General features: G+C 35.8%; 16 protein-coding genes and 1 pseudogene. 7 read left to right on the forward strand and 10 right to left on the reverse strand.

Features of this window, described 5'->3' with window-relative positions; all coding sequences use genetic code 11:
* Positions 1 to 20 precede the first annotated feature (20 nt).
* Both RCH13_RS11200 and RCH13_RS11205 read right to left on the reverse strand, forming a co-directional pair.
* The gene (locus RCH13_RS11200; RefSeq protein ID WP_326987329.1) at positions 21 to 263 is read right to left on the reverse strand and encodes a hypothetical protein; all 243 of its coding nucleotides are present in this window, start codon (positions 261 to 263) and stop codon (positions 21 to 23) included.
* 15 nt (positions 264 to 278) lie between these two features.
* Complete coding sequence (locus RCH13_RS11205) at positions 279 to 443, reverse strand: hypothetical protein (protein WP_326987330.1); 165 nt, start codon at positions 441 to 443, stop codon at positions 279 to 281.
* Positions 444 to 1,283: 840 nt separating this feature from the next.
* Between RCH13_RS11205 and RCH13_RS11210 the strand changes: the two are divergent.
* Both RCH13_RS11210 and RCH13_RS11215 read left to right on the forward strand, forming a co-directional pair.
* Positions 1,284 to 1,670, forward strand: a pseudogene (locus RCH13_RS11210) (transposase).
* Between the two features lie 186 nt (positions 1,671 to 1,856).
* Positions 1,857 to 2,405: an L-threonylcarbamoyladenylate synthase gene (locus tag RCH13_RS11215; RefSeq protein ID WP_326987332.1), complete on the forward strand. Its 549-nt coding sequence runs from the start codon at positions 1,857 to 1,859 to the stop codon at positions 2,403 to 2,405.
* Positions 2,406 to 2,552: 147 nt separating this feature from the next.
* Here the strand turns inward: RCH13_RS11215 and RCH13_RS11220 are convergent, their stop codons facing one another.
* The 3 genes from RCH13_RS11220 to RCH13_RS11230 all read right to left on the reverse strand — a co-directional run bounded on the left by RCH13_RS11220 (position 2,553) and on the right by RCH13_RS11230 (position 6,060).
* Positions 2,553 to 3,008 carry a DUF1801 domain-containing protein gene (locus tag RCH13_RS11220; protein WP_326987333.1) on the reverse strand — a complete coding sequence of 152 codons (456 nt, stop codon included), beginning with the start codon at positions 3,006 to 3,008 and terminating at the stop codon, positions 2,553 to 2,555.
* A 143-nt stretch (positions 3,009 to 3,151) separates the two neighbouring features.
* On the reverse strand, positions 3,152 to 5,293 hold the full coding sequence (locus RCH13_RS11225; RefSeq protein ID WP_326987334.1) for a S9 family peptidase: 2,142 nt from the start codon (positions 5,291 to 5,293) through the stop codon (positions 3,152 to 3,154).
* Between the two features lie 71 nt (positions 5,294 to 5,364).
* Complete coding sequence (locus RCH13_RS11230; protein ID WP_326987335.1) at positions 5,365 to 6,060, reverse strand: phosphatase PAP2 family protein; 696 nt, start codon at positions 6,058 to 6,060, stop codon at positions 5,365 to 5,367.
* Between the two features lie 192 nt (positions 6,061 to 6,252).
* On the opposite strand from RCH13_RS11230, the gene RCH13_RS11235 reads away from it, so the two are divergent.
* Entirely contained in the window at positions 6,253 to 6,762 is a 510-nt protein-coding gene (locus tag RCH13_RS11235; RefSeq protein ID WP_326987336.1) for a YceI family protein, read from the forward strand.
* Positions 6,763 to 6,832: 70 nt separating this feature from the next.
* Here RCH13_RS11235 and RCH13_RS11240 read toward each other — a convergent pair whose 3' ends face one another.
* From RCH13_RS11240 to RCH13_RS11250, 3 genes are all read right to left on the reverse strand, one after another.
* Positions 6,833 to 7,438: a hypothetical protein gene (locus tag RCH13_RS11240; RefSeq protein WP_326987337.1), complete on the reverse strand. Its 606-nt coding sequence runs from the start codon at positions 7,436 to 7,438 to the stop codon at positions 6,833 to 6,835.
* Positions 7,439 to 7,472: 34 nt separating this feature from the next.
* Positions 7,473 to 7,940 carry a hypothetical protein gene (locus RCH13_RS11245; protein ID WP_326987338.1) on the reverse strand — a complete coding sequence of 156 codons (468 nt, stop codon included), beginning with the start codon at positions 7,938 to 7,940 and terminating at the stop codon, positions 7,473 to 7,475.
* A 162-nt stretch (positions 7,941 to 8,102) separates the two neighbouring features.
* A complete protein-coding gene (locus RCH13_RS11250; RefSeq protein WP_326987339.1) occupies positions 8,103 to 9,731 on the reverse strand; it encodes an acyl-CoA carboxylase subunit beta in 1,629 nt (542 codons plus the stop codon).
* 359 nt (positions 9,732 to 10,090) lie between these two features.
* On the opposite strand from RCH13_RS11250, the gene RCH13_RS11255 reads away from it, so the two are divergent.
* Genes RCH13_RS11255 through RCH13_RS11265 form a run of 3 tightly spaced genes read left to right on the forward strand, consistent with a single transcriptional unit; the run spans position 10,091 to position 12,901 of the window.
* Positions 10,091 to 10,978, forward strand: coding sequence for a DMT family transporter (locus RCH13_RS11255; RefSeq protein ID WP_326987340.1), 888 nt, complete (start codon positions 10,091 to 10,093; stop codon positions 10,976 to 10,978).
* A complete protein-coding gene (locus tag RCH13_RS11260) occupies positions 10,978 to 12,060 on the forward strand; it encodes a PorV/PorQ family protein (RefSeq protein WP_326987341.1) in 1,083 nt (360 codons plus the stop codon). The genes RCH13_RS11255 and RCH13_RS11260 overlap by 1 nt, the downstream gene beginning before the upstream one ends.
* A 37-nt stretch (positions 12,061 to 12,097) precedes the next feature.
* Positions 12,098 to 12,901 (forward strand): hypothetical protein, encoded by an 804-nt coding sequence (locus tag RCH13_RS11265; RefSeq protein WP_326987342.1) that lies wholly within the window; start codon positions 12,098 to 12,100, stop codon positions 12,899 to 12,901.
* A gap of 6 nt (positions 12,902 to 12,907) precedes the next feature.
* On the opposite strand, the gene uvrC is transcribed toward RCH13_RS11265, so the two are convergent.
* Together uvrC and RCH13_RS11275 are read right to left on the reverse strand one after the other, a co-directional pair.
* A complete protein-coding gene (gene uvrC / locus RCH13_RS11270; protein ID WP_326987343.1) occupies positions 12,908 to 14,701 on the reverse strand; it encodes an excinuclease ABC subunit UvrC in 1,794 nt (597 codons plus the stop codon).
* A 96-nt stretch (positions 14,702 to 14,797) separates the two neighbouring features.
* The gene (locus RCH13_RS11275) at positions 14,798 to 16,612 is read right to left on the reverse strand and encodes a hypothetical protein (RefSeq protein WP_326987344.1); all 1,815 of its coding nucleotides are present in this window, start codon (positions 16,610 to 16,612) and stop codon (positions 14,798 to 14,800) included.
* Positions 16,613 to 16,797: 185 nt separating this feature from the next.
* Here RCH13_RS11275 and hutH point away from each other — a divergent pair, with 185 nt between their 5' ends.
* Positions 16,798 to 18,285 (forward strand): histidine ammonia-lyase, encoded by a 1,488-nt coding sequence (gene hutH / locus RCH13_RS11280; protein ID WP_326987345.1) that lies wholly within the window; start codon positions 16,798 to 16,800, stop codon positions 18,283 to 18,285.
* Positions 18,286 to 18,321: the final 36 nt, after the last annotated feature.

Here is an 18,321-nt window from a genome sequence, read left to right on the forward strand (position 1 = left end):
CAGAGGGAATACTACTTATCTTACTTTGGTGCTACTTTTTCTCCAAATAATTCGATGGATTTCATCATCACGTCATTGTCCGGCGCTCCAAAATCCATGTGACCAATAAATCTGGTAATTCCGAAAATTTCTTTCATATACTCAATATTATCTGCAACTTCATTTACTCCTCCAATAAATAATGCGCCGTCTTTCGCTCTTCCGCCTTCATACTGCATTTTCGTGTAAGGAGACCAACCTCTTGTCGCCCCAATTCTATCCATTTGAGATTTATAATTTTAAAAATATCCGTCGATGACATTTTGATCATCACTTACAAAAGTGTGAGAATGAATGGCAATTTGCATCTCGGATTCTGGAAATCCAGCCGCTAAATATTCTTGTTTGTAGAATTGAATTAAATTTTTGAACTGAATCGGCATTCCGCCAATAATTGCGACCACTAAAGGAATTCCAAGTTTTGCAGCGCTTTAAACCGATTGCGAAGTTCCACCAACGGTTCTTCAATTTAGAAGTTTTCCTCTATTTTTTGCTCTCGGATAAACCGTTTTATTTTCTATGGGAGCACAAATTTTTCCTTTCCAAGACACGTTTTCCTCGGAATTTATTTTTAATAGTAAATCCAATTTTTCCTCGAAAAATTGTTCGTAATTATTCAGAGAATATCCGAATAAAGAGAAAGATTCTGTGAAACTTCCTCGACCAACAAAAATCTCGGCTCTCTATTTGAAATGAGATCTAAAGTCGCAAAATTTTGATAAACTTTTACGGGTTCTGAAGAACTCAGAATCGTGACTCCACTTGCTAATTCGATGTTTTATGTGATACTTGCGGCTGTAGCTAAAATGATTTCCGGAGACGACACCGCATCATCCGCGCGATGATGTTCTCCCATCGCGAAAACATCGATTCCAACTTCATCCACCAATTTGATTTGATGTACAATTTCACGAATTTTTTACCATGCATCTTGACATTTTCCAGTGATTTGGTCCAGGGCTAAATCGCCAAACATTCAGATTCCTAATTCCATCCTATACTTATTTTATGGGACAAAATTAGGTCAATTCTTATGTAAAAGCATTGATGGATGATAAGAAGATCAGTAGAAATTCCTTTCTATTTTTATTTACTTTTGCAAAAGACAAATTTTATTTAAAATCATTGACAGTATTTGACACGAATTACCTTATCAAGAGGAACAGGTTTTAGCCCGTTTAAAATTATAAAATATTCAAATTGTCTTTAGCCAAAACCTAAAATTCACTAATTTTGAATTCTATATGTCATTTGTCAAAATATATATTCATTTAGTTTTCGCAACACTCGAAAGAAAACCATTTCTTAATTCAAAATATTTGAGAATTAAAGTATGGGAACATATCAAGGAAAATGCAAACGAAAAGGAAATTTTCATCGATATGGTTAATGGATATTCTGATCATTGTCATTGCCTGATTTCATTAAGTTCTGATCAAAATATAGAGAAAGTGGTTCAATTAATTAAAGGGGAATCTTCTTTTTGGATTAATAAAAACAACCTCACTGTAGACAAGTTTCATTGACAGGATGAATATTTTGCCGTTTCAGTTTCTGAATCGATGATTGATCAAATGAGAACTTATATTAAAAATCAAGAAGTACATCATTTGAAAAAAAATTTCGGCTGAGGATTTAGAATTTAGAATTTAGAATTTAGAATTTATAGGAAAATATAATTTTAAAATAATGATGAAATAAGTTTTGGCTAAAGCCACTTTACATGTACAAAATTAAAACGGGCAAAAGCCCGCTCCTATTGATGAATAATGGTCATCTTTTACAACAATTTTTTAATTTATTTAAAATAAAACCTTTTGGAAAAACTTATAGAAACTTTAAAATCAGGCGGAACGATCCTCTATCCAACAGACACGATTTGGGGAATAGGTTGCGATGCAACGAATGTTGAAGCGATCAACAAAATTTTTGAAATCAAAAAAAGAGATCAAAATAAATCCATGATTATCTTGGTGGAAAGTGAAAAACGCTTGCAGGATATTGTGGAAGTTCCCGAAATAGCCTGGGAAATCATGGAACTTTCTGAAAAACCCGTGACGTTAATTTACGACAACCCCAAAGGTTTACCGAAAGAAATGTTGGCGGAAGATGGAAGTATCGGAATTCGATTGGTGAAGGATTTATATCTGAAAAAAATCATTACCAAATTAAATAGTCCTTTGGTTTCTACCTCCGCGAATTTCAGTGGAGAAAAATCTCCTCTTAAGTTTTCCGATATTTCTAAGGAAATCGTAAGTGCTGTGGATTTTGTGGCGGAAGAAAATCATGATAAAATCTCAGAATTTTCAGGATCATCGGTGATTAGACTTTGGAAGGATGGAAGGATTAAAGTTTTAAGGGAATAACTTTTATAAACCACAAAGGTCACAAAGTTTTTTACCACATAAGTTAAAGTAAAAAGCGTTGAAAATAGAAGTGCAAAAAAGCTGCGAGCGGATAAAATTCTAAAGAAAAGCCTAATTTATTCCGCAAAGGTTATCAAATTGCTGTTTTTATTTTTTGTAAAGCTTCTCATAAAGGGAAATCCATTTTTGTGGAGTCATTTTTTGACAAAGTTCTGCGATTAAATCGAAGGGAATATCCGATGGCTTTTTAAAACGAATGCAAGATTTTCCCATGTCTAATTTTTTAGCAGAATATTTAGGATACTCTCCTACAAACCAATTTAGTAATTCAGGATCTGCATAAATTCCCATATGATAAATCGCAATAAAATTTTTCTGCGAGGCTAAATTCATAAAGGGCAAAGGTGTATTTGGCGTGCAATGATAGCCAGCTGGATAAGTTTCCAAGGGAATATTCCACCCAATCATTCCGTAGGTTATTTCTTGCTGAAATCCTTCTGGTAAATTTTCGGAAATGGTTTCAAATAGCTTTTTAAAAGCTGCTTTTCTTTCTTCGGGAACTTGAGTCAAATAGTCCTCAATGGAATCTACAAAAATTTGCATGGCTTTAATTTTTAATGATTTTAAAAAATTGATTTCTGAATGAATTCTAATCTTTTTTTACACAGAATCTGCAACCCGTGTTGAGCGAATCCCGATTTAAAATCGGAAGGGAACGGAAAACGAAAAACGTCGGTCAAAAAAAATTATTCCTTCAAATATTCATCAAAATAATCAGTCACTTTTTGCATCAAATGAACACGATCTTTCCCCAGAACATTATGTTCATGACCAGGATAAACGAAATAATCCAGCTGAACTCCATTATCTACCGCAGCTTTCAAAAATTTCATAGAATGTTGCCAAACCACCACATTATCTTGTGCACCGTGAATCATGAGTAGATTTCCTTTTAGATTTTGAACTTTGTCCAGAAGATTGGCTTTTTTGTAGCCTTCAGGGTTGGTTTGCGGCGTATCCATATAGCGCTCTGTGTACATAATTTCATACAAAGACCAATCGATTACAGGTCCACCCGCAACGCCTACTTTAAAAACTTCTGGATATTTTAGCATAAAACTCGTCGTCATAAAGCCACCATAACTCCACCCATGGATTCCTAGGCGGTCTGCATCTACATAAGGCAATGATTTCAAATAATCAACACCTTTCAGCTGATCTTTCATTTCGGTTTCACCCGCATTTCGGAAAATTGCTTGCTCAAATTTTAATCCTCGATTAGAAGATCCTCTACCGTCCATGGTGAAAACAATGTAGCCTTTTTGGGCCATAAATTCATACCACAAATTGCCAGAAGCAGGGAAGCTATTGGTGATCAATTGTGCATGCGGCCCGTTGTACAAGTAAACAATAACAGGATATTTTTTATTTTGGTCAAATTCGGTGGGCAAAATAATCTTACCATAAAGCGGCGTTCCATCCTCGGCTTTTAAGGTTACATTTTTAATTTCTGGTCGCAGATACTTTTTTAAAGTGTTCTCTGCAATCAATACATTTTTGGATTTGTCGGAAGCGGTGTTAATAATATTAATTTTTCGGGGCGTATCTTCATTACTGAAAATATCATAAAGCTGCGTTCCATCTTTGCTTAAAATTCCCGCATGCATTCCAGGTTCAGAATCTAATCGTTGGGTTTTAAAATTGGTCCAATTTATTTTGTATAAATGCCTTTCCAAGGGCGAAACTTGCGTAGAAGCATAGAAAATTTCTTTTTTCTTTTCATTGAAACCAAGCAGATCTGTAACCAACCAATCTCCTTTGGTCAACTGAGAAACCAGTCCACGTTCAGTGTTATAATGAAAAAGATGGTTGTAGCCTGTTCTTTGACTTTGCCAAATGAAATCGGTGTTAGAATTGGGGAAAAAAGTTAATGGATGCTGCGGCTCCACATATTCCGTAGATTTTTCTTCGAAAATAGTTTTCAGCAGATTTCCGGTAGAAGCGTCGTACTGATTGAGTTTCATTTCATTCTGATCCCGATTCAAAACTGCCACATAAATTGTTTTCGCATCTGGACTCCAAGTTACAGCGGTTAAATATTGTTCTGGATCACCCTCAATATTCAAATAAATTTTCGAATTATTTTTAACATCAAAAATACCCAATTTCACGTGATGAGAAGGCGTTCCAGCCATAGGATATTTAATGTTTTTATTGGAAGCAGGCATTGTACTCCAATCAATGATGGGATAGTCTTTCACCATGCTTTCATCCATTCTATAAAAAGCGATTTTGGAATTGTCTGGCGCTAGAAATATTCCTTTATCAATACCAAATTCCCGCTGATGAACAGCTTGACCATTTACAATGGTTTCTTGGGCATCTGTAGTGATGGCTGTTACTTTACCGTTTTTGCTGACATATAGATTATTCTTTACCGTAAAAGCAAAACCTTCATTATTGCTAAAAAGCTGAATATTTTCGGCCTCTGCTTCTGGAGTAAACCATTCTTTCACCTTCCAATCTTTTCCCGATTTTTCTACCCAAAAATATTGAGAATCTTTCGTAAAATATCCTTTGGAATTGCTTACAAAATTTATGCGTGGGAAGGATTTCAGTTGATTTTCTGAAGTATTGCTCGTATTTATTTGATGCAAAGAAATAAGCGTATCTTGTTTCAAACTGTGAATATCCGTCAGGAAATAGCCATTTTTAGTGCCTTGGATAAATGATTTTTGATCCTGGCTCCAAGAAAATTGCGAGATATTTTTAACGGCTAAAGTACTGCGAAGTCCGTTTACAGCTTCTGCAATTGTAAATTTCTGCTGTTGCGCAAAGAAAAAACTTCCTGTAAAAAGAAGAAAAAAGGCACCTTTTGAAAATTTCATTTCTTAAATTATTAGAGGTCTAAAATTAAGAAATAAAAATGAGTTGTTAAAAAATGTTAATTAAAGGATTTTTAGTAGACAATTCCCGCAAAAGGATCAATTGTAGATTTTGGTTTATTCCATTTATATTGATGGGTCCAATAGGCAATTTTTGTGGAGAGAATTCCCAATCCAGCGCCAAATAAAACATCGGAAATATAATGTTTGTTATTCGCCATTCGCATCACCCCAATTCCCGTTGCAACGCCGTAAGAAACATACGGAACCCATTTGTAATTTTCTCCATATTCAATGGAAAGCATGGTGGCTCCGGCAAAAGCGATTGCTGTATGACCAGACGGAAATGAATAAGCAGTTCCATCCGGACGAGGTTCTTTCAGGGTTTTTTTTAAGAAATAAACCATGCCTAAATTTAAAACTGTGCCTTTTAACAAAATTGCGCTTCGGTTTTGCCAGTCGGTTCTGGGCGTCATCCCTAACCATTCAAAACCGTATATTGCCAGAAAGGGAGCAAACTGTGCATAATCATCCAGATGATTGGTAAATCCGAACAGATGTTCATTTCTTTCCTCTGCAACTTCGTTTTTCAGGGATTCCTCTCCTCTTCCATCCACAAAAACGCCGGTCAGCATTAATCCAGCCGGAACATATAATTTTTTATATTGAAACTCGAAAGGTTTATTAACTGTACTAAGAGAATCTGACTTTTGGCCAAAAACGAAAAAAGCATTTTGAAAAAGAAATAGAAGAAGGAAAAGTTTTTTCATTGCGTAAAATGTCCTTCAAAAATATAGAAAGCAGCTTAAAGTATAACTACCATTTTGGTGAATTGTTAAGATATTTCTTAATATTTGAAGTGTAGCCACTGAAATTTTTCATTTCTTATCTTAGATCAATGCTAAAAATTAATGCATGAAGCACCTTTGCAGTAGAAATAACAACACAAAAAATTATATATTATGTCAACAAAATGGAACTTAGACCCAACACACAGTGAAATTACTTTCAAAGTAAGACACATGATGATTTCTAACGTGAAAGGAAATTTCAACAGTTTTAATGTGACTTTGGAAGCAGATGATGAAACTTTTAAAAATGCAAAAGTTCAGGCAGTGATCAAAACGGATTCTGTTAATACGAATAATAATGACAGAGATGTACATTTAAGAGGCCCCGACTTTTTCAACGTGGAAGAAAATTCTGAAATCACTTTTGAATCCGCTGCTCTTAACGAAGGTATTACTGGAAATATGACTTTAAATGGCGTTACAAAGCCTATTAATTTCGATGTAGATTTCGGTGGAATTAATGTAGATCCATGGGGAAATACGAAAGCAGGTTTTTCTTTTGAAGGAAAGATTAACAGAAAAGATTATAATTTAAACTGGAACGCAGCCTTGGAAACAGGTGGCGTAATGGTTTCTGACGAAGTACAAATCGCAGGTGAACTGCAGTTTGTGAAAGCTTAATCTTCAAGTATAAGCATAAAAAAGTTCACCTTTTCGGGTGAACTTTTTTGTTAAGAAATGGCAGTGTGTTCTAGAAAAAATACCAAAAATTAGTATCATAAACTTTACTAACTTTTTTCGAGCAGTATCCTTCTTTAATTTCCAGCTGCACTTGGTCAATTACATTTTGGTTGGAGTAATTAAACTTTCCTGCTTTATTGCCAGAGCTTTCTTTTTTGCCATTTCTATACGTTACAATCCAGGTGTAAGAATATTGGGTTTCCGAAGTAACGGGTTCAAATACAACGGTATTATTAGAAATTCTTTTTTCTATAAACGCGTCCACTTTCAAATCACAACTGCTAGAATTTGGCGATAAATTAGTTGTGGGTGCAATTACGTTGACTGTTTTATGACATTTCACATTACCTGAACCAGATTTAACCTTTAAAGTTAACATGGATTTTCCTAAATCAGAACCTTTTACCGTTAGTGATTTTTCGTTCAGGCTTCCTTCTGGAATTAATTTTTGATCCAGATACACCCATTCATAAATGTTCGATGCATCATCTGCACTAATTTCTGCGGTATAATTCACTCGTTCTCCAACTTGGATTTCATCTGCACCCGAAATAGTGCATTGCGAAAATCCGAGCGAGAAGCTACAAAGCGCGTAGAAGACAAGAGTTTTTTTCATGATTTGTGTTTTTAAAGGTTATGTTTTTAGCCTGTCATTTTTTGTAATTTATTATATTGTAGGAAACGCCGTAATAGGTGTAAGAGCGAAAAGGAATTTTTTGGACAAAACTCTCGTAATAACTTTTATAGTCGATTATCAAATCAAGAGCTTCCTTTATTTCCAAATAACATTTCGCTTCATTCTCATCATTGCAACAAGTGCTGTAAGAATTTTCACAATAAGAATTCCAGATTTTTCTTTCAAAGTTATAGTTTATTCCATCTGAACCTTTTTCCCAATTTAAAACTTTCAGATTCTCATATTTTTCTTCAAATATTTTATTTAAAGATTCGGCGGCTTCATCTGATAATTTAAATGTTCTTCTAAAAAATTCGTCTTCATTTTTTCCGCTAACATTTTGAACTGCGTAAATTACCTTTCCCTCTAATTTGCCTCTTTTCGATGTTATTTCTAATAAATTACTGGTATTCCAAAATCGATAAACAATTTCTTCATTCATATTTTGAATTTGTGAAACTCCAAAAAAAGCAGCTCTTTCTTTTTGATGTTTCAAATAAAAAGAATCTATTTCATTACATGACATCATCTTCTCTTGAGAAAACACAAGATTTGAAAGCACGCTGAAAATCACAAAAAATATTTTCAATTATCCCCTTTTTGTTTAGACCTGAATTACTCCCAAATTAAATTTCTCTGTAATCGGAGCGTGATTTGCGGCTTCTATTCCCATGGAGATCCATTTTCGCGTATCGATCGGATTGATGATTGCATCTGTCCATAATCGAGCAGCAGCATAGGTTGGCTCCGTCTGCTTCTTGTATTTCTTAGAAATGGAATCTAATATTTCTTGATGTTCCTCCTCGGAAATTTCTTTTCCTTGCTTTTTTAAGGTAGATTCTTGAATTTGTGCCAGAACTTTTGCAGCCTGACTTCCACCCATAACAGCTAATTCTGACCAGGGCCAAGCTACAATTAATCTTGGATCATAGGCTTTACCACACATGGCATAATTTCCGGCGCCATAAGAATTTCCAGTAATCACCGTAAATTTCGGCACTACGGAATTGGCAACGGCATTCACCATTTTTGCGCCGTCTTTAATAATTCCGCCATGTTCAGATTTTGAACCGACCATAAATCCAGTCACATCTTGTAAGAATAATAATGGTATTTTTCTCTGGTTGCAATTTGCAATAAATCGGGTGGCTTTATCTGCCGAATCGGAATAAATAACGCCGCCAAACTGCATTTCACCTTTTCCGTTTTTTACTAATTTTCTTTGGTTTGCCACAATTCCGACGCTCCAACCCTCAATTCTAGCCGTGGCGCAAATGATGGATTTTCCGTAATCGCCTTTGTATTCTTCAAATTCTGAGTTGTCAACCAAACATTTGATAATATTAAAAGTATCGTACTGATCCCCTCTGGAAACCGGCATGTGGCCAAAAATATTTTCAATACTTTCCTTCGGAGGTGCACTTTCCGTTCGATCAAAACCTGCTTTTTCATAATCCCCGATGGATTTCATAATATTTTTGATTCGATCTAAAGCATTTTTGTCGTCTTTTGCTTTGTAATCTGTAACACCAGAAATTTCGCAATGCGTAGTTGCGCCACCCAAAGTTTCATTATCAATATTTTCCCCAATTGCGGCTTTCACCAAATAACTACCAGCCAAAAATATAGAACCTGTTTTATCCACAATCATGGCTTCATCACTCATAATCGGAAGATATGCGCCACCTGCAACGCAACTGCCCATAACGGCAGAAATCTGAACAATTCCCATGGAACTCATTTTCGCATTATTCCGAAAAATGCGTCCAAAATGTTCTTTATCGGGAAAAATTTCATCTTGCATGGGTAAATAAACGCCCGCAGAATCTACCAAATAGATAATGGGTAATTTATTCTCCATAGAAATTTCTTGGGCACGCAAATTCTTTTTGGCGGTGATTGGGAACCAAGCTCCAGCTTTTACGGTGGCATCATTCGCCACAACCAAACATTGTTTTCCGGAAACGTAACCCATTACCACTACAACTCCAGCACTGGGACAACCGCCTTCTTCTTCATACATTTCATATCCGGCAAAAGCTCCAATTTCTATAGAATTAGAATTTTTATCTAAAAGATATTCTATTCTTTCTCTCGCGGTTAATTTACCTTGGTCGCGTTGTTTTTGGAGGCGTTTTTCTCCACCGCCTTTTTTTATCGCATTCAGAATGCTGTTCATTTCTGTTTGCCTTAGTTTATTTTGATCTTCTCTCTTGTTAAATTCTAAATCCATTATCTAAAAAAGTTTGTCTAAAGGTAAGATTTTTAATTATAATTCCCTTATTCATAATGGTTTGCGGTAACGTTTTGATTGACAGAAAATTAATTATCAGAAAAAATATGAATTTAAGAGTACAGCAAAATAATTTCTGAGAATTCTCGTTAAAGAATAAGAATCCTAAAATAGTTTAGTGAATTGTTCGCAATTCAGTTTCTAGTTTATTTTTTTAATAGTTTATTATTTGAAGACCCCAAAGATTTAGAAGATCTCTGGGGTTTTTTTTAGGAATAACATTAAAAAGAGAATCTAAATTAACCAATAGTTTAAAAGCGATTTGGTAGATTTGCAAAACGTAAAAAATCAGACTAAAAGTGTATAAAAATTCAGCTCTTTTCCGCCTTCATTTAATTGTTTTTCTTTGGGGATTTACTGCAATTTTGGGTAAATTGATCCATACCAATGCGACCATTTTAGTTTTTTATAGAATGCTATTTGCCTCTGTTTTCCTCTATGTTTTTATCCGATTTTTTAAAAAAGAAAGTTTAAATATTTCCCGAAAGTTAATGATACAGCTCGCGGTGATTGGCGGATTTATGGCTTTTCACTGGTTTTGTTTTTTCTATTCCATTAAAGTTTCCAACGTTTCCATAGCGCTAAGTTGCCTATCATTATCTACTCTTTTCGCTTCGATTTTGGAACCTATAGTATTTAAAAGGAAGGTTGATCTCTCCGAAGTCATCATGGGAGTTGTCATCGTTATTTGCATGGGTATGATTTTTAAAACAGAATTTCAGTATAAAGAAGGAATTTTTTACGGGATTTTAACCGCGCTTTTCGGTACCATATTTTCTGTTTTTAATGGGCGGATCTTTGGGAAAACAAGTTCTGGAAATATTATTTTTTATGAGATTTTCTCTGGATTTCTAATTCTCTCCGTCATCTATATTTTTATGGGACAAATAACTTATCTCAATGAAATAAGTTACAGAGATTTAGCGTTAATCATTATATTAGCAAGTGTTTTTACAGCATTCCCCATGTTAGAATCTGTGAATTTAATGCAGTACATTTCTCCCTTTACTTTGATTCTCACAGTAAATTTAGAACCTGTTTATGGCATTATACTCGCATTTTTTATTTTTGGCGATTCCGAACAAATGAGTCCGATTTTTTATATTGCGTCTTTGATTATGATTTTAGCAATTGTTGCAAACGGCATCATTAAAGCGAGAAGAGCTACTAAAAAAGTAGAAATTTGATGAAAAAAATTTTATTTTCCCTTTTTATGTTTTACGGAATTTTTTCTGAGGCACAGATCGTCCGGAAATATTCCAACGAATTCTTAAATATCGGCGCGGGAGCTAGAGGTCTTGCCATGGGTGGAGCGGTAATCGCCAATCAAAATGATGTTTATTCTCCCATGTGGAATCCAGCTGGATTAATTGGTGTAGAACGTGATTGGCAAGCTGCTGCAATGCATGCGGAATATTTTGAATCCATTGCGAAATATGATTATATCGCCTTTGCAAAACCCCTGGATAATAACGGCGGAGTTTTCGCCATTTCTTTAGTTCGACTTGGAGTCGACAATATTTTAAATACCACGCAACTCATTGATTCAGAAGGAAATATTGATTACGACAAAATTACCAGTTTTTCTCAGTCAGATTATGCTGCGTTAATTTCCTACGCTTTTCGTCCGGGTGGTGATCACCGTTTGTCTGTCGGAGTGAATGCCAAAATGGTCTACAGAAATGTGGGTAAATTTGCGAATGGTTTCGGTTTCGGCTTTGACTTAGGTGTTTTATATAATGCGGATAATGGAATTAATTACGGCGCAATGTTACGAGACGCCACTACAACAGTGAATTTCTGGAAGGTGAACCAAGCGGAACTTTCTGCCGTAGTGAATGGGGAAGAATTTAATCCCGCACCTACGGATAATTTAGAAATAACGATGCCCAAATTAAATCTGGGACTGAGCAAAAATTTTGAGCTGAGTCGGGATTTAGAATTACTGCCTGAAGTAGGATTGAATGTGGATTTTGCGAAAACTGCGGCTGTTATCTCTACGGATTTTGCGAGTATCACCCCATATGCGGGAGCAGAATTAAAATTTCAGGATATGATTTTCGTGAGATTAGGAGTGAACAGATTTCAGACCATTACCGATATTGAAGATTTAAAAAGAAAAGTTTCTTTCCAGCCCAGTGGCGGAATTGGGATTAAATACCAAGGATTAACTTTAGATTATGCCATTACAAATTCTGGAATTGGCGGCTCTAATTTTTTCTCCAATTTCTTTTCTTTGAAGCTTGATATGGGTGATTTTAGAAATTAATATTAAAAACGATTACACTTCAGTTAAAATTATTTTTATGAAAAAACTGCTACAAATTTTCTCACTTTTCATGATTACATTACTTTATAGTCAACAAATTTCAGAGTATCAATATATTTTGATTCCGGAGAAGTTTCAGGATTCAAAAGCCAATAAGTATCAATTATCCGATTTGCTTGCCTCTACTTTAAAGGCCAAAAAATACACTGTTTTTAACCAAACGTCGGAACGGCAACCAGAAAACGTGGCAAGTCCGTGTGAGATTTTAAAAGCCGAAATTCTAGATGTAAGTACTTTTCTCACCAATAAAACCCGGATTATTTTAACGGATTGCGAAAATAAAAACGTCGCTACCTTTGAGGGCAGGTCATCCATCAAAGATTTTGACTTGGGAATGCGTGATGCGCTCCTCAGTTCCTTGAAAAATATTTCTCCTTCTAATCAAGAAAAGAAAACTGTTGCGGCACCAAAAGAAATTATTGCAGCTTACATACCTGCGATTACGAGCAAGAAAGTAATTCCAGCTACAACTATTGAAAAAGAAATAATTGTTCAGACTTCTGCCAAAATGCAAACAAACGCTTTAGAAAAAGCGGAAATTTATAGTGATGGTAAAGTAAATCTTAATAAAATTCTGCTACCGAATAAGGACTTTATTTTAATTAATCCAGGCAGTTCTATTCCGTTCGCGACTTTTAAACCTACCACAAAAGCAGATTTTTACCGGGTATATTTTAATGATGGATCCACAACTTTGGGTTATCTGGAAAACGGTAACATAGTAGTTGAACGTGAAAATCCTGATGGTAGTTTCCGCAAAGAAGTTTTGGTTAGAAAGTAAAACGTTCTAGGTGGGATTGAAATATTCCCACACCACGCCACCTTTACTTTTCCCCATTATTTCTTCTAAAGTTTCTCTGGAAGATTCTTTCACTCTTTTAACTGATTTTAGTTTTGAAAGTAGCAATTCAATTGCTTTTTCACCCACGCCAGGAATTTCATCCAGTTCCGATTTAATGGTCGAATTCATACGGCGAACCCGGTGATGTTTTACGCCAAAACGGTGCGATTCATCCCGAACGCGTTGCAAAATTTTGAGCGTCTCCGATTTTTTGTCAATATATAAAGGAATAGGATCCTCCGGAAAATAAATTTCTTCTAAACGTTTGGCGATGCCGATAATGGTTATTTTTCCGTACAATCCAAGCAATTTTAAACTTTTTACGGAAGAGGAAAGCTGCCCTTTTCCACCATCGATCAAAATGAGTTGCGGCAGAGGTTCATTTTCATCCAACAATCTTTTGTACCGACGATAAATTACTTCCTCCATGGTTTTATAATCATCAGGACCGACCACCGTTTTCGGATGAAAAATACGGTAATCTGCTTTACTCGGTTTACCATCTTTAAAAACCACACACGCCGACACGGGATTCGTCCCTTGAATATTTGAATTATCAAAACCTTCGATATGTCTTGGTTCTTCGGGCATTCTCAGCAATCTTTGCATTTCTGCCATGATGCGATTGGTGTGTCTCTCTGGATCTACAATTTGTACGGCTTTTAATTTTTCAATGCGGTATTCCTTTGCATTTTTTTCCGACAGTTCTAGAATTCTTTTCTTATCGCCCACTTTTGGGACAATTAATTTTACATTCGGAATTTCCAACGTGAGATGAAAAGGAATTAATATTTCTTTTGAAACTGAAGCAAATTTTTGACGAATTTCAATCATGGCTTCCTCCAAAATATCATCATCCGTTTCTTCCAATACTTTTTTAATTTCTGTCGTAAAACTTTGGATAATACTTCCGTTTTGGATTTTAAAATAATTGACATACGCTGCGGTCTCGTCACTCGTCATTCCGAAAACATCCACATCATTGATGGACGGATTTACGACCGTATGTTTTACCTGATATTTTTCTAAGATATCGACGCGGTCTTTGATCATTTGAGCATTTTCAAATTCCAGTTTTTCCGCAAATTTCATCATCTCACTATTCAAATACTCTTTTGCTTTCCGGAAATCACCCTTGATTATACCGCGTATCGCTTCAATTTTTTCGTCGTAATGTTCTTTCATCTCCAGCATTTCGCAGGGACCTTCACAATTTTTAATGTGATATTCCAGGCAAACGCGGTATTTTCCTTCCGCTATTTTCTCTGGCGCAAGATTTAGATTGCAGGTTCTGATTTTATAAATATGTTTGATGGTATCGAGCAAGACCTTGGCGGGACGAACTTTTGCATAAGGACCAAAATACTCTGACCCGTCTTTGATCATGGTTCGTGTTAGGAAAATACGAGGAAAGTCTTCGTTTTTAATGCAGATCCAGGGATAGGTTTTATCATCCTTCAACATCACATTGTAAAAAGGCTGATGTTCTTTGATCAGATTATTTTCCAGGAGTAAAGCATCATATTCACTTGGCACGATGGTCGTTTCCAGCCGGAAAATTTTACTGACCATGATTCTGGTTCGGTAGCCGGAAAGATTTTTATTGAAATAAGAAAGGACGCGGTTTTTCAGGTTTTTCGCTTTTCCCACATAAAGTAGCTGGTCTTTTTTATCGTAGTAGCGATAAACTCCCGGTTCGGTTGGTAAAGTTTTGAGTTGAAGTTCAAGATCAGAATTCATCCTGCAAAAATAAGGTTTTGCTTTGTACCAATGTAAAAAGTGGTAAAAAAATCAGTCCACCAAAAAGACGGACTGATTGATTAAAAGTTGGAAAAACTAGACCGTTTTATGCTCCGGAATTTCTAGTCCGGTAATCTCTTTTTTAAAAACTGCAAGCTCTAGTTGAAGTATTTTAAAATTATTTTTGAAAAAAGTGGTTTCAGAAAATAAATTTTCATAATAAGAAACACCTTCTACCAGGTTGGTTTTAAAGGTTTTCCATTTTTTAGCCTGAGCATTCGTGAAGCTCTCAGAAAACTCTTCGATTTCTTTAGTGAGGTAGTCCACGTACAATTTCAGCTCGTTGATAAACATATTCGGTCGGTTTTGTTCCGGCAATATATTTTTGTTTCCGTATATATGTTTCACCATATCAGAAAGTGAAACTTCTTTATCAAAATAGGCGAGATTTGGACCGGGACAAATTACAACGCCCTGTTTTTCACCTTTTACAATGATATCATTTTCCAGATAAGCAGAATTCGTAAGGCCGACGCAAAGACAGGTTTTCTCCGTAATCTTGATTTTTCTTTTTTCATATTCACTGGAATTGATCTGGTCCTTTTCGACTTCTAAATCATTCAATTTGATGTCCTGATACTTTTTGGAAGCCGTACAAATACCTTTTGGGGAAAACTCTTTGCTTAAAGCCAGCAATTTTTTCGGGCAAGAACTTCCGGACTTATTTTGTAGGAGTTTTTGCTGTTTCAGGAATTCATTTGTAGTTCCTTTGATGGTATTAAAAGGAACACCGAGTGGCGACATATTGCTGAGAAAAAAATCGTCTTGCTTTGCCTTAATTAATAACTCTCGGGTTTCTTTATCAACGGAAGTTGCTTCTGGAACCAATAAAAAAGGCGAACCCCAGCCGATACTGTCTACGTGATAATTTTCTAATAAAAATTCGTGCTCTTCTGCAGTTCCCACTCCACCTTGAACCGTTATTTTCATTGCTAAAGGTTCTGCCGGACACGGAATTTCTTTCAATTTTAAAGCATTTTTCAGAAGTTCATGAGCAGAAGCGATCAGTTCATTTTTCTTTTGTTTAAATTCTTCCATGATGGGTCCAAGCAACAAACCCTCTGTCGCAAAAGCATGACCACCACAATTTAATCCCGATTCAATTCTGTATTCCGACACCCAAAGTCCTTTTTTCGCTAAGAAGTTTCCTTGAATCATTGCGGAACGGAAATCGCTCACTTTCAGTATAATTTTCTTTTTTAATACGCCTTTAACATCAGGAAAGAAATCGGAGAAAGTTTCGAAATAACTGTACAATCTAGGATTCATTCCCGCTGAAAGCACTACAGAGGAAGAAAGTTTACTGTTGGCAAAGCCTCTCAGAGAAGCATGGGCATCATTGTAGATCGTGGGCAACTGTTTGTTTCCTATGAAATTATCCTTGTCCACTTTGGTCATAATATTCACATCAATATTTCCCGGAGAAAGATGGGTTTCTAAAAATTTCTTAGCGTTTTCAGTGAAATTTCCTGTTTGATCTAAGAGGTTTTGAAGGCCTTTTTTAAAGTCTGATTTATTAGGAAGAATTGCAATATATTGATTAAGCGTTTCTTTACTTCTGCATAATTCCTCTTTGAAATTTTCAAATTTTTCATTGACCACATCCTGCATCATATCCAAATAAGAGGTAATCCTTTTTGCCCGGTAATCTTCGCTTTTAATGGAAATTTCGGCAGCATCAAAATGATACTTTTTTCGATAAAAAATATTCATCTTTTCCACGATGTCATCATCAATAATGGAAACAACCGAAGAAATGCCGTAATGCGCAACTCTGATCGGACTGTCTATTGTATAAGCAAGTCCCATTACCGGAATATGAAAATCATGAACGTTCTTTTTTATTTCCATTTTAAGTGGTTTTATTAATTTTAATTATAAATAACCCTCAAAATTAGAATTAACTTTTTAATTATGTATAGGATAGTAATCATAAGAAGTTTAATTTTCTATGACTTTTGTCAGTAAATAAGATTGCATTTCTATCATTTCTTTAGGTTTATAAAAAACAGTACTTTTAGGGAAATTTAAGAATCATGATTTACGGCGTAGATACATTCACCATTGCAGATGTGATGACCATTTTAGGTGATTCCGGAAAAGCAAAACTCAATAAAGAAGCGAAACAGAAAATTCTGAAATCCCAGCATAATGTGCAGCAGATCGTCGCTTCTGACCGCACTGTTTACGGTATCAACACGGGTTTTGGTCCGCTTTGCGATGTGAAAATCTCGGAGGAAGAAACGGCGCAGCTACAGCACAACCTGATTATTTCTCATGCGGTTGGGGTGGGAAAGCCCATTTCCAAGGATTTATCTAAAGTCATGATCATCACAAAAATCCATGCTCTGTCCAAAGGTTTTTCGGGCGTTTCCTTGGAAGTAATTGAGCGACTTATCCTCTTACTCAAAAAAGATATTATTCCTGCTGTTCCCGAACAAGGTTCCGTCGGCGCATCTGGAGATTTGGCTCCTTTGGCACATTTGGTCTTGCCAGTTTTGGGTTTAGGAAAAGTTTGGGACAATGATGAAGTGAAAAATGCGGCAGAAATATTAGCAAAACATGAAATTGAACCTTTGCAATTGGGACCGAAAGAAGGTTTAGGGTTGATTAATGGAACTCAATTTATTTTAGCACATGCCATTTTAGGATTAGATCACTTCGGTTACATTTTGGATCTGGCAGATTTGACGGCGGCCATGAGTTTAGAAGCCTATAGAGGTTCCGCGAGTCCCTTTAAAAAAGAACTGCATGACATTCGTCCTTTTGACGGAAGCAAACATGTGGCTTCCAGAATGAGAAAGTTCCTTAAAAATTCTGAGAATTTAGCAAGTCATGAATATTGTGATCGCGTGCAAGACCCGTATTCTATGCGGTGTGTACCACAAGTTCATGGTGCGAGTAGAAATGCCTTTGAACACTTAAAAAATTTAACGGAAACGGAACTTAATTCGGTGACCGACAATCCAATAATTTTAAGTGCAGAAGAATCAATTTCGGGCGGTAATTTTCACGGACAATTGCTGGCTTTGCCTCTTGATTACGCAACTTTGGCAGCGGCAGAATTAGGAAATATTTCGGATAGAAGAAGTTATCTTTTGTTAGAAGGAAAATATGGTTTGCCCCGTTTATTAACGGAAAGTTCGGGATTAAACTCAGGTTACATGATTCCGCAATATACTTCTGCAGCCTTAGTCACAGAAAATAAAACTTTGTGCTTTCCCGCCTCTGCCGATTCGATCCCGACGAGTTTAGGACAAGAAGATCATGTTTCCATGGGAAGTATTTCGGGCAGAAAATTTAATCAGGTTTTGGGAAATCTAGAGAATATTTTGGCCGTGGAACTTATGTTTGGGGCGCAAGGATTAGAATTTCGTCGGCCTGCAAAATGCACGAAATATGTGGAAAGCGCCTACTCTTTAATTCGCTCAAAAGTTCCAAAACTTGAAAATGATCGACTCATTGGAGAAGATATTTTGGCAATCTGTGACATGATTAGAGCCCGGAAATTTGAGGTGAATTAAAAAATTCAACTTTATGCAACGATCTTTTTCAAAATT

Origin of the sequence: Chryseobacterium sp. MP_3.2 (assembly GCF_035984805.1) — a bacterium.
Taxonomy (GTDB): Bacteria; Bacteroidota; Bacteroidia; order Flavobacteriales; family Weeksellaceae; genus Kaistella.

Bases quoted from the DNA above. Each gene is read 5' to 3' on its own strand.
- RCH13_RS11200 (WP_326987329.1), bottom strand. From the start codon at position 263: ATGGATAGAATTGGGGCGACAAGAGGTTGGTCTCCTTACACGAAAATG.
- RCH13_RS11220 (WP_326987333.1), bottom strand. From the start codon at position 3,008: ATGCAAATTTTTGTAGATTCCATTGAGGACTATTTGACTCAAGTTCCC.
- RCH13_RS11230 (WP_326987335.1), bottom strand. From the start codon at position 6,060: ATGAAAAAACTTTTCCTTCTTCTATTTCTTTTTCAAAATGCTTTTTTC.
- RCH13_RS11245 (WP_326987338.1), bottom strand. From the start codon at position 7,940: ATGAATGAAGAAATTGTTTATCGATTTTGGAATACCAGTAATTTATTA.
- RCH13_RS11260 (WP_326987341.1), top strand. From the start codon at position 10,978: ATGAAAAAAATTTTATTTTCCCTTTTTATGTTTTACGGAATTTTTTCT.
- uvrC (WP_326987343.1), bottom strand. From the start codon at position 14,701: ATGAATTCTGATCTTGAACTTCAACTCAAAACTTTACCAACCGAACCG.
- RCH13_RS11275 (WP_326987344.1), bottom strand. From the start codon at position 16,612: ATGGAAATAAAAAAGAACGTTCATGATTTTCATATTCCGGTAATGGGA.
- hutH (WP_326987345.1), top strand. From the start codon at position 16,798: ATGATTTACGGCGTAGATACATTCACCATTGCAGATGTGATGACCATT.
- RCH13_RS11235 (WP_326987336.1), top strand. From the start codon at position 6,253: ATGTCAACAAAATGGAACTTAGACCCAACACACAGTGAAATTACTTTC.
- RCH13_RS11225 (WP_326987334.1), bottom strand. From the start codon at position 5,293: ATGAAATTTTCAAAAGGTGCCTTTTTTCTTCTTTTTACAGGAAGTTTT.
- RCH13_RS11240 (WP_326987337.1), bottom strand. From the start codon at position 7,438: ATGAAAAAAACTCTTGTCTTCTACGCGCTTTGTAGCTTCTCGCTCGGA.
- RCH13_RS11250 (WP_326987339.1), bottom strand. From the start codon at position 9,731: ATGGATTTAGAATTTAACAAGAGAGAAGATCAAAATAAACTAAGGCAA.
- RCH13_RS11265 (WP_326987342.1), top strand. From the start codon at position 12,098: ATGAAAAAACTGCTACAAATTTTCTCACTTTTCATGATTACATTACTT.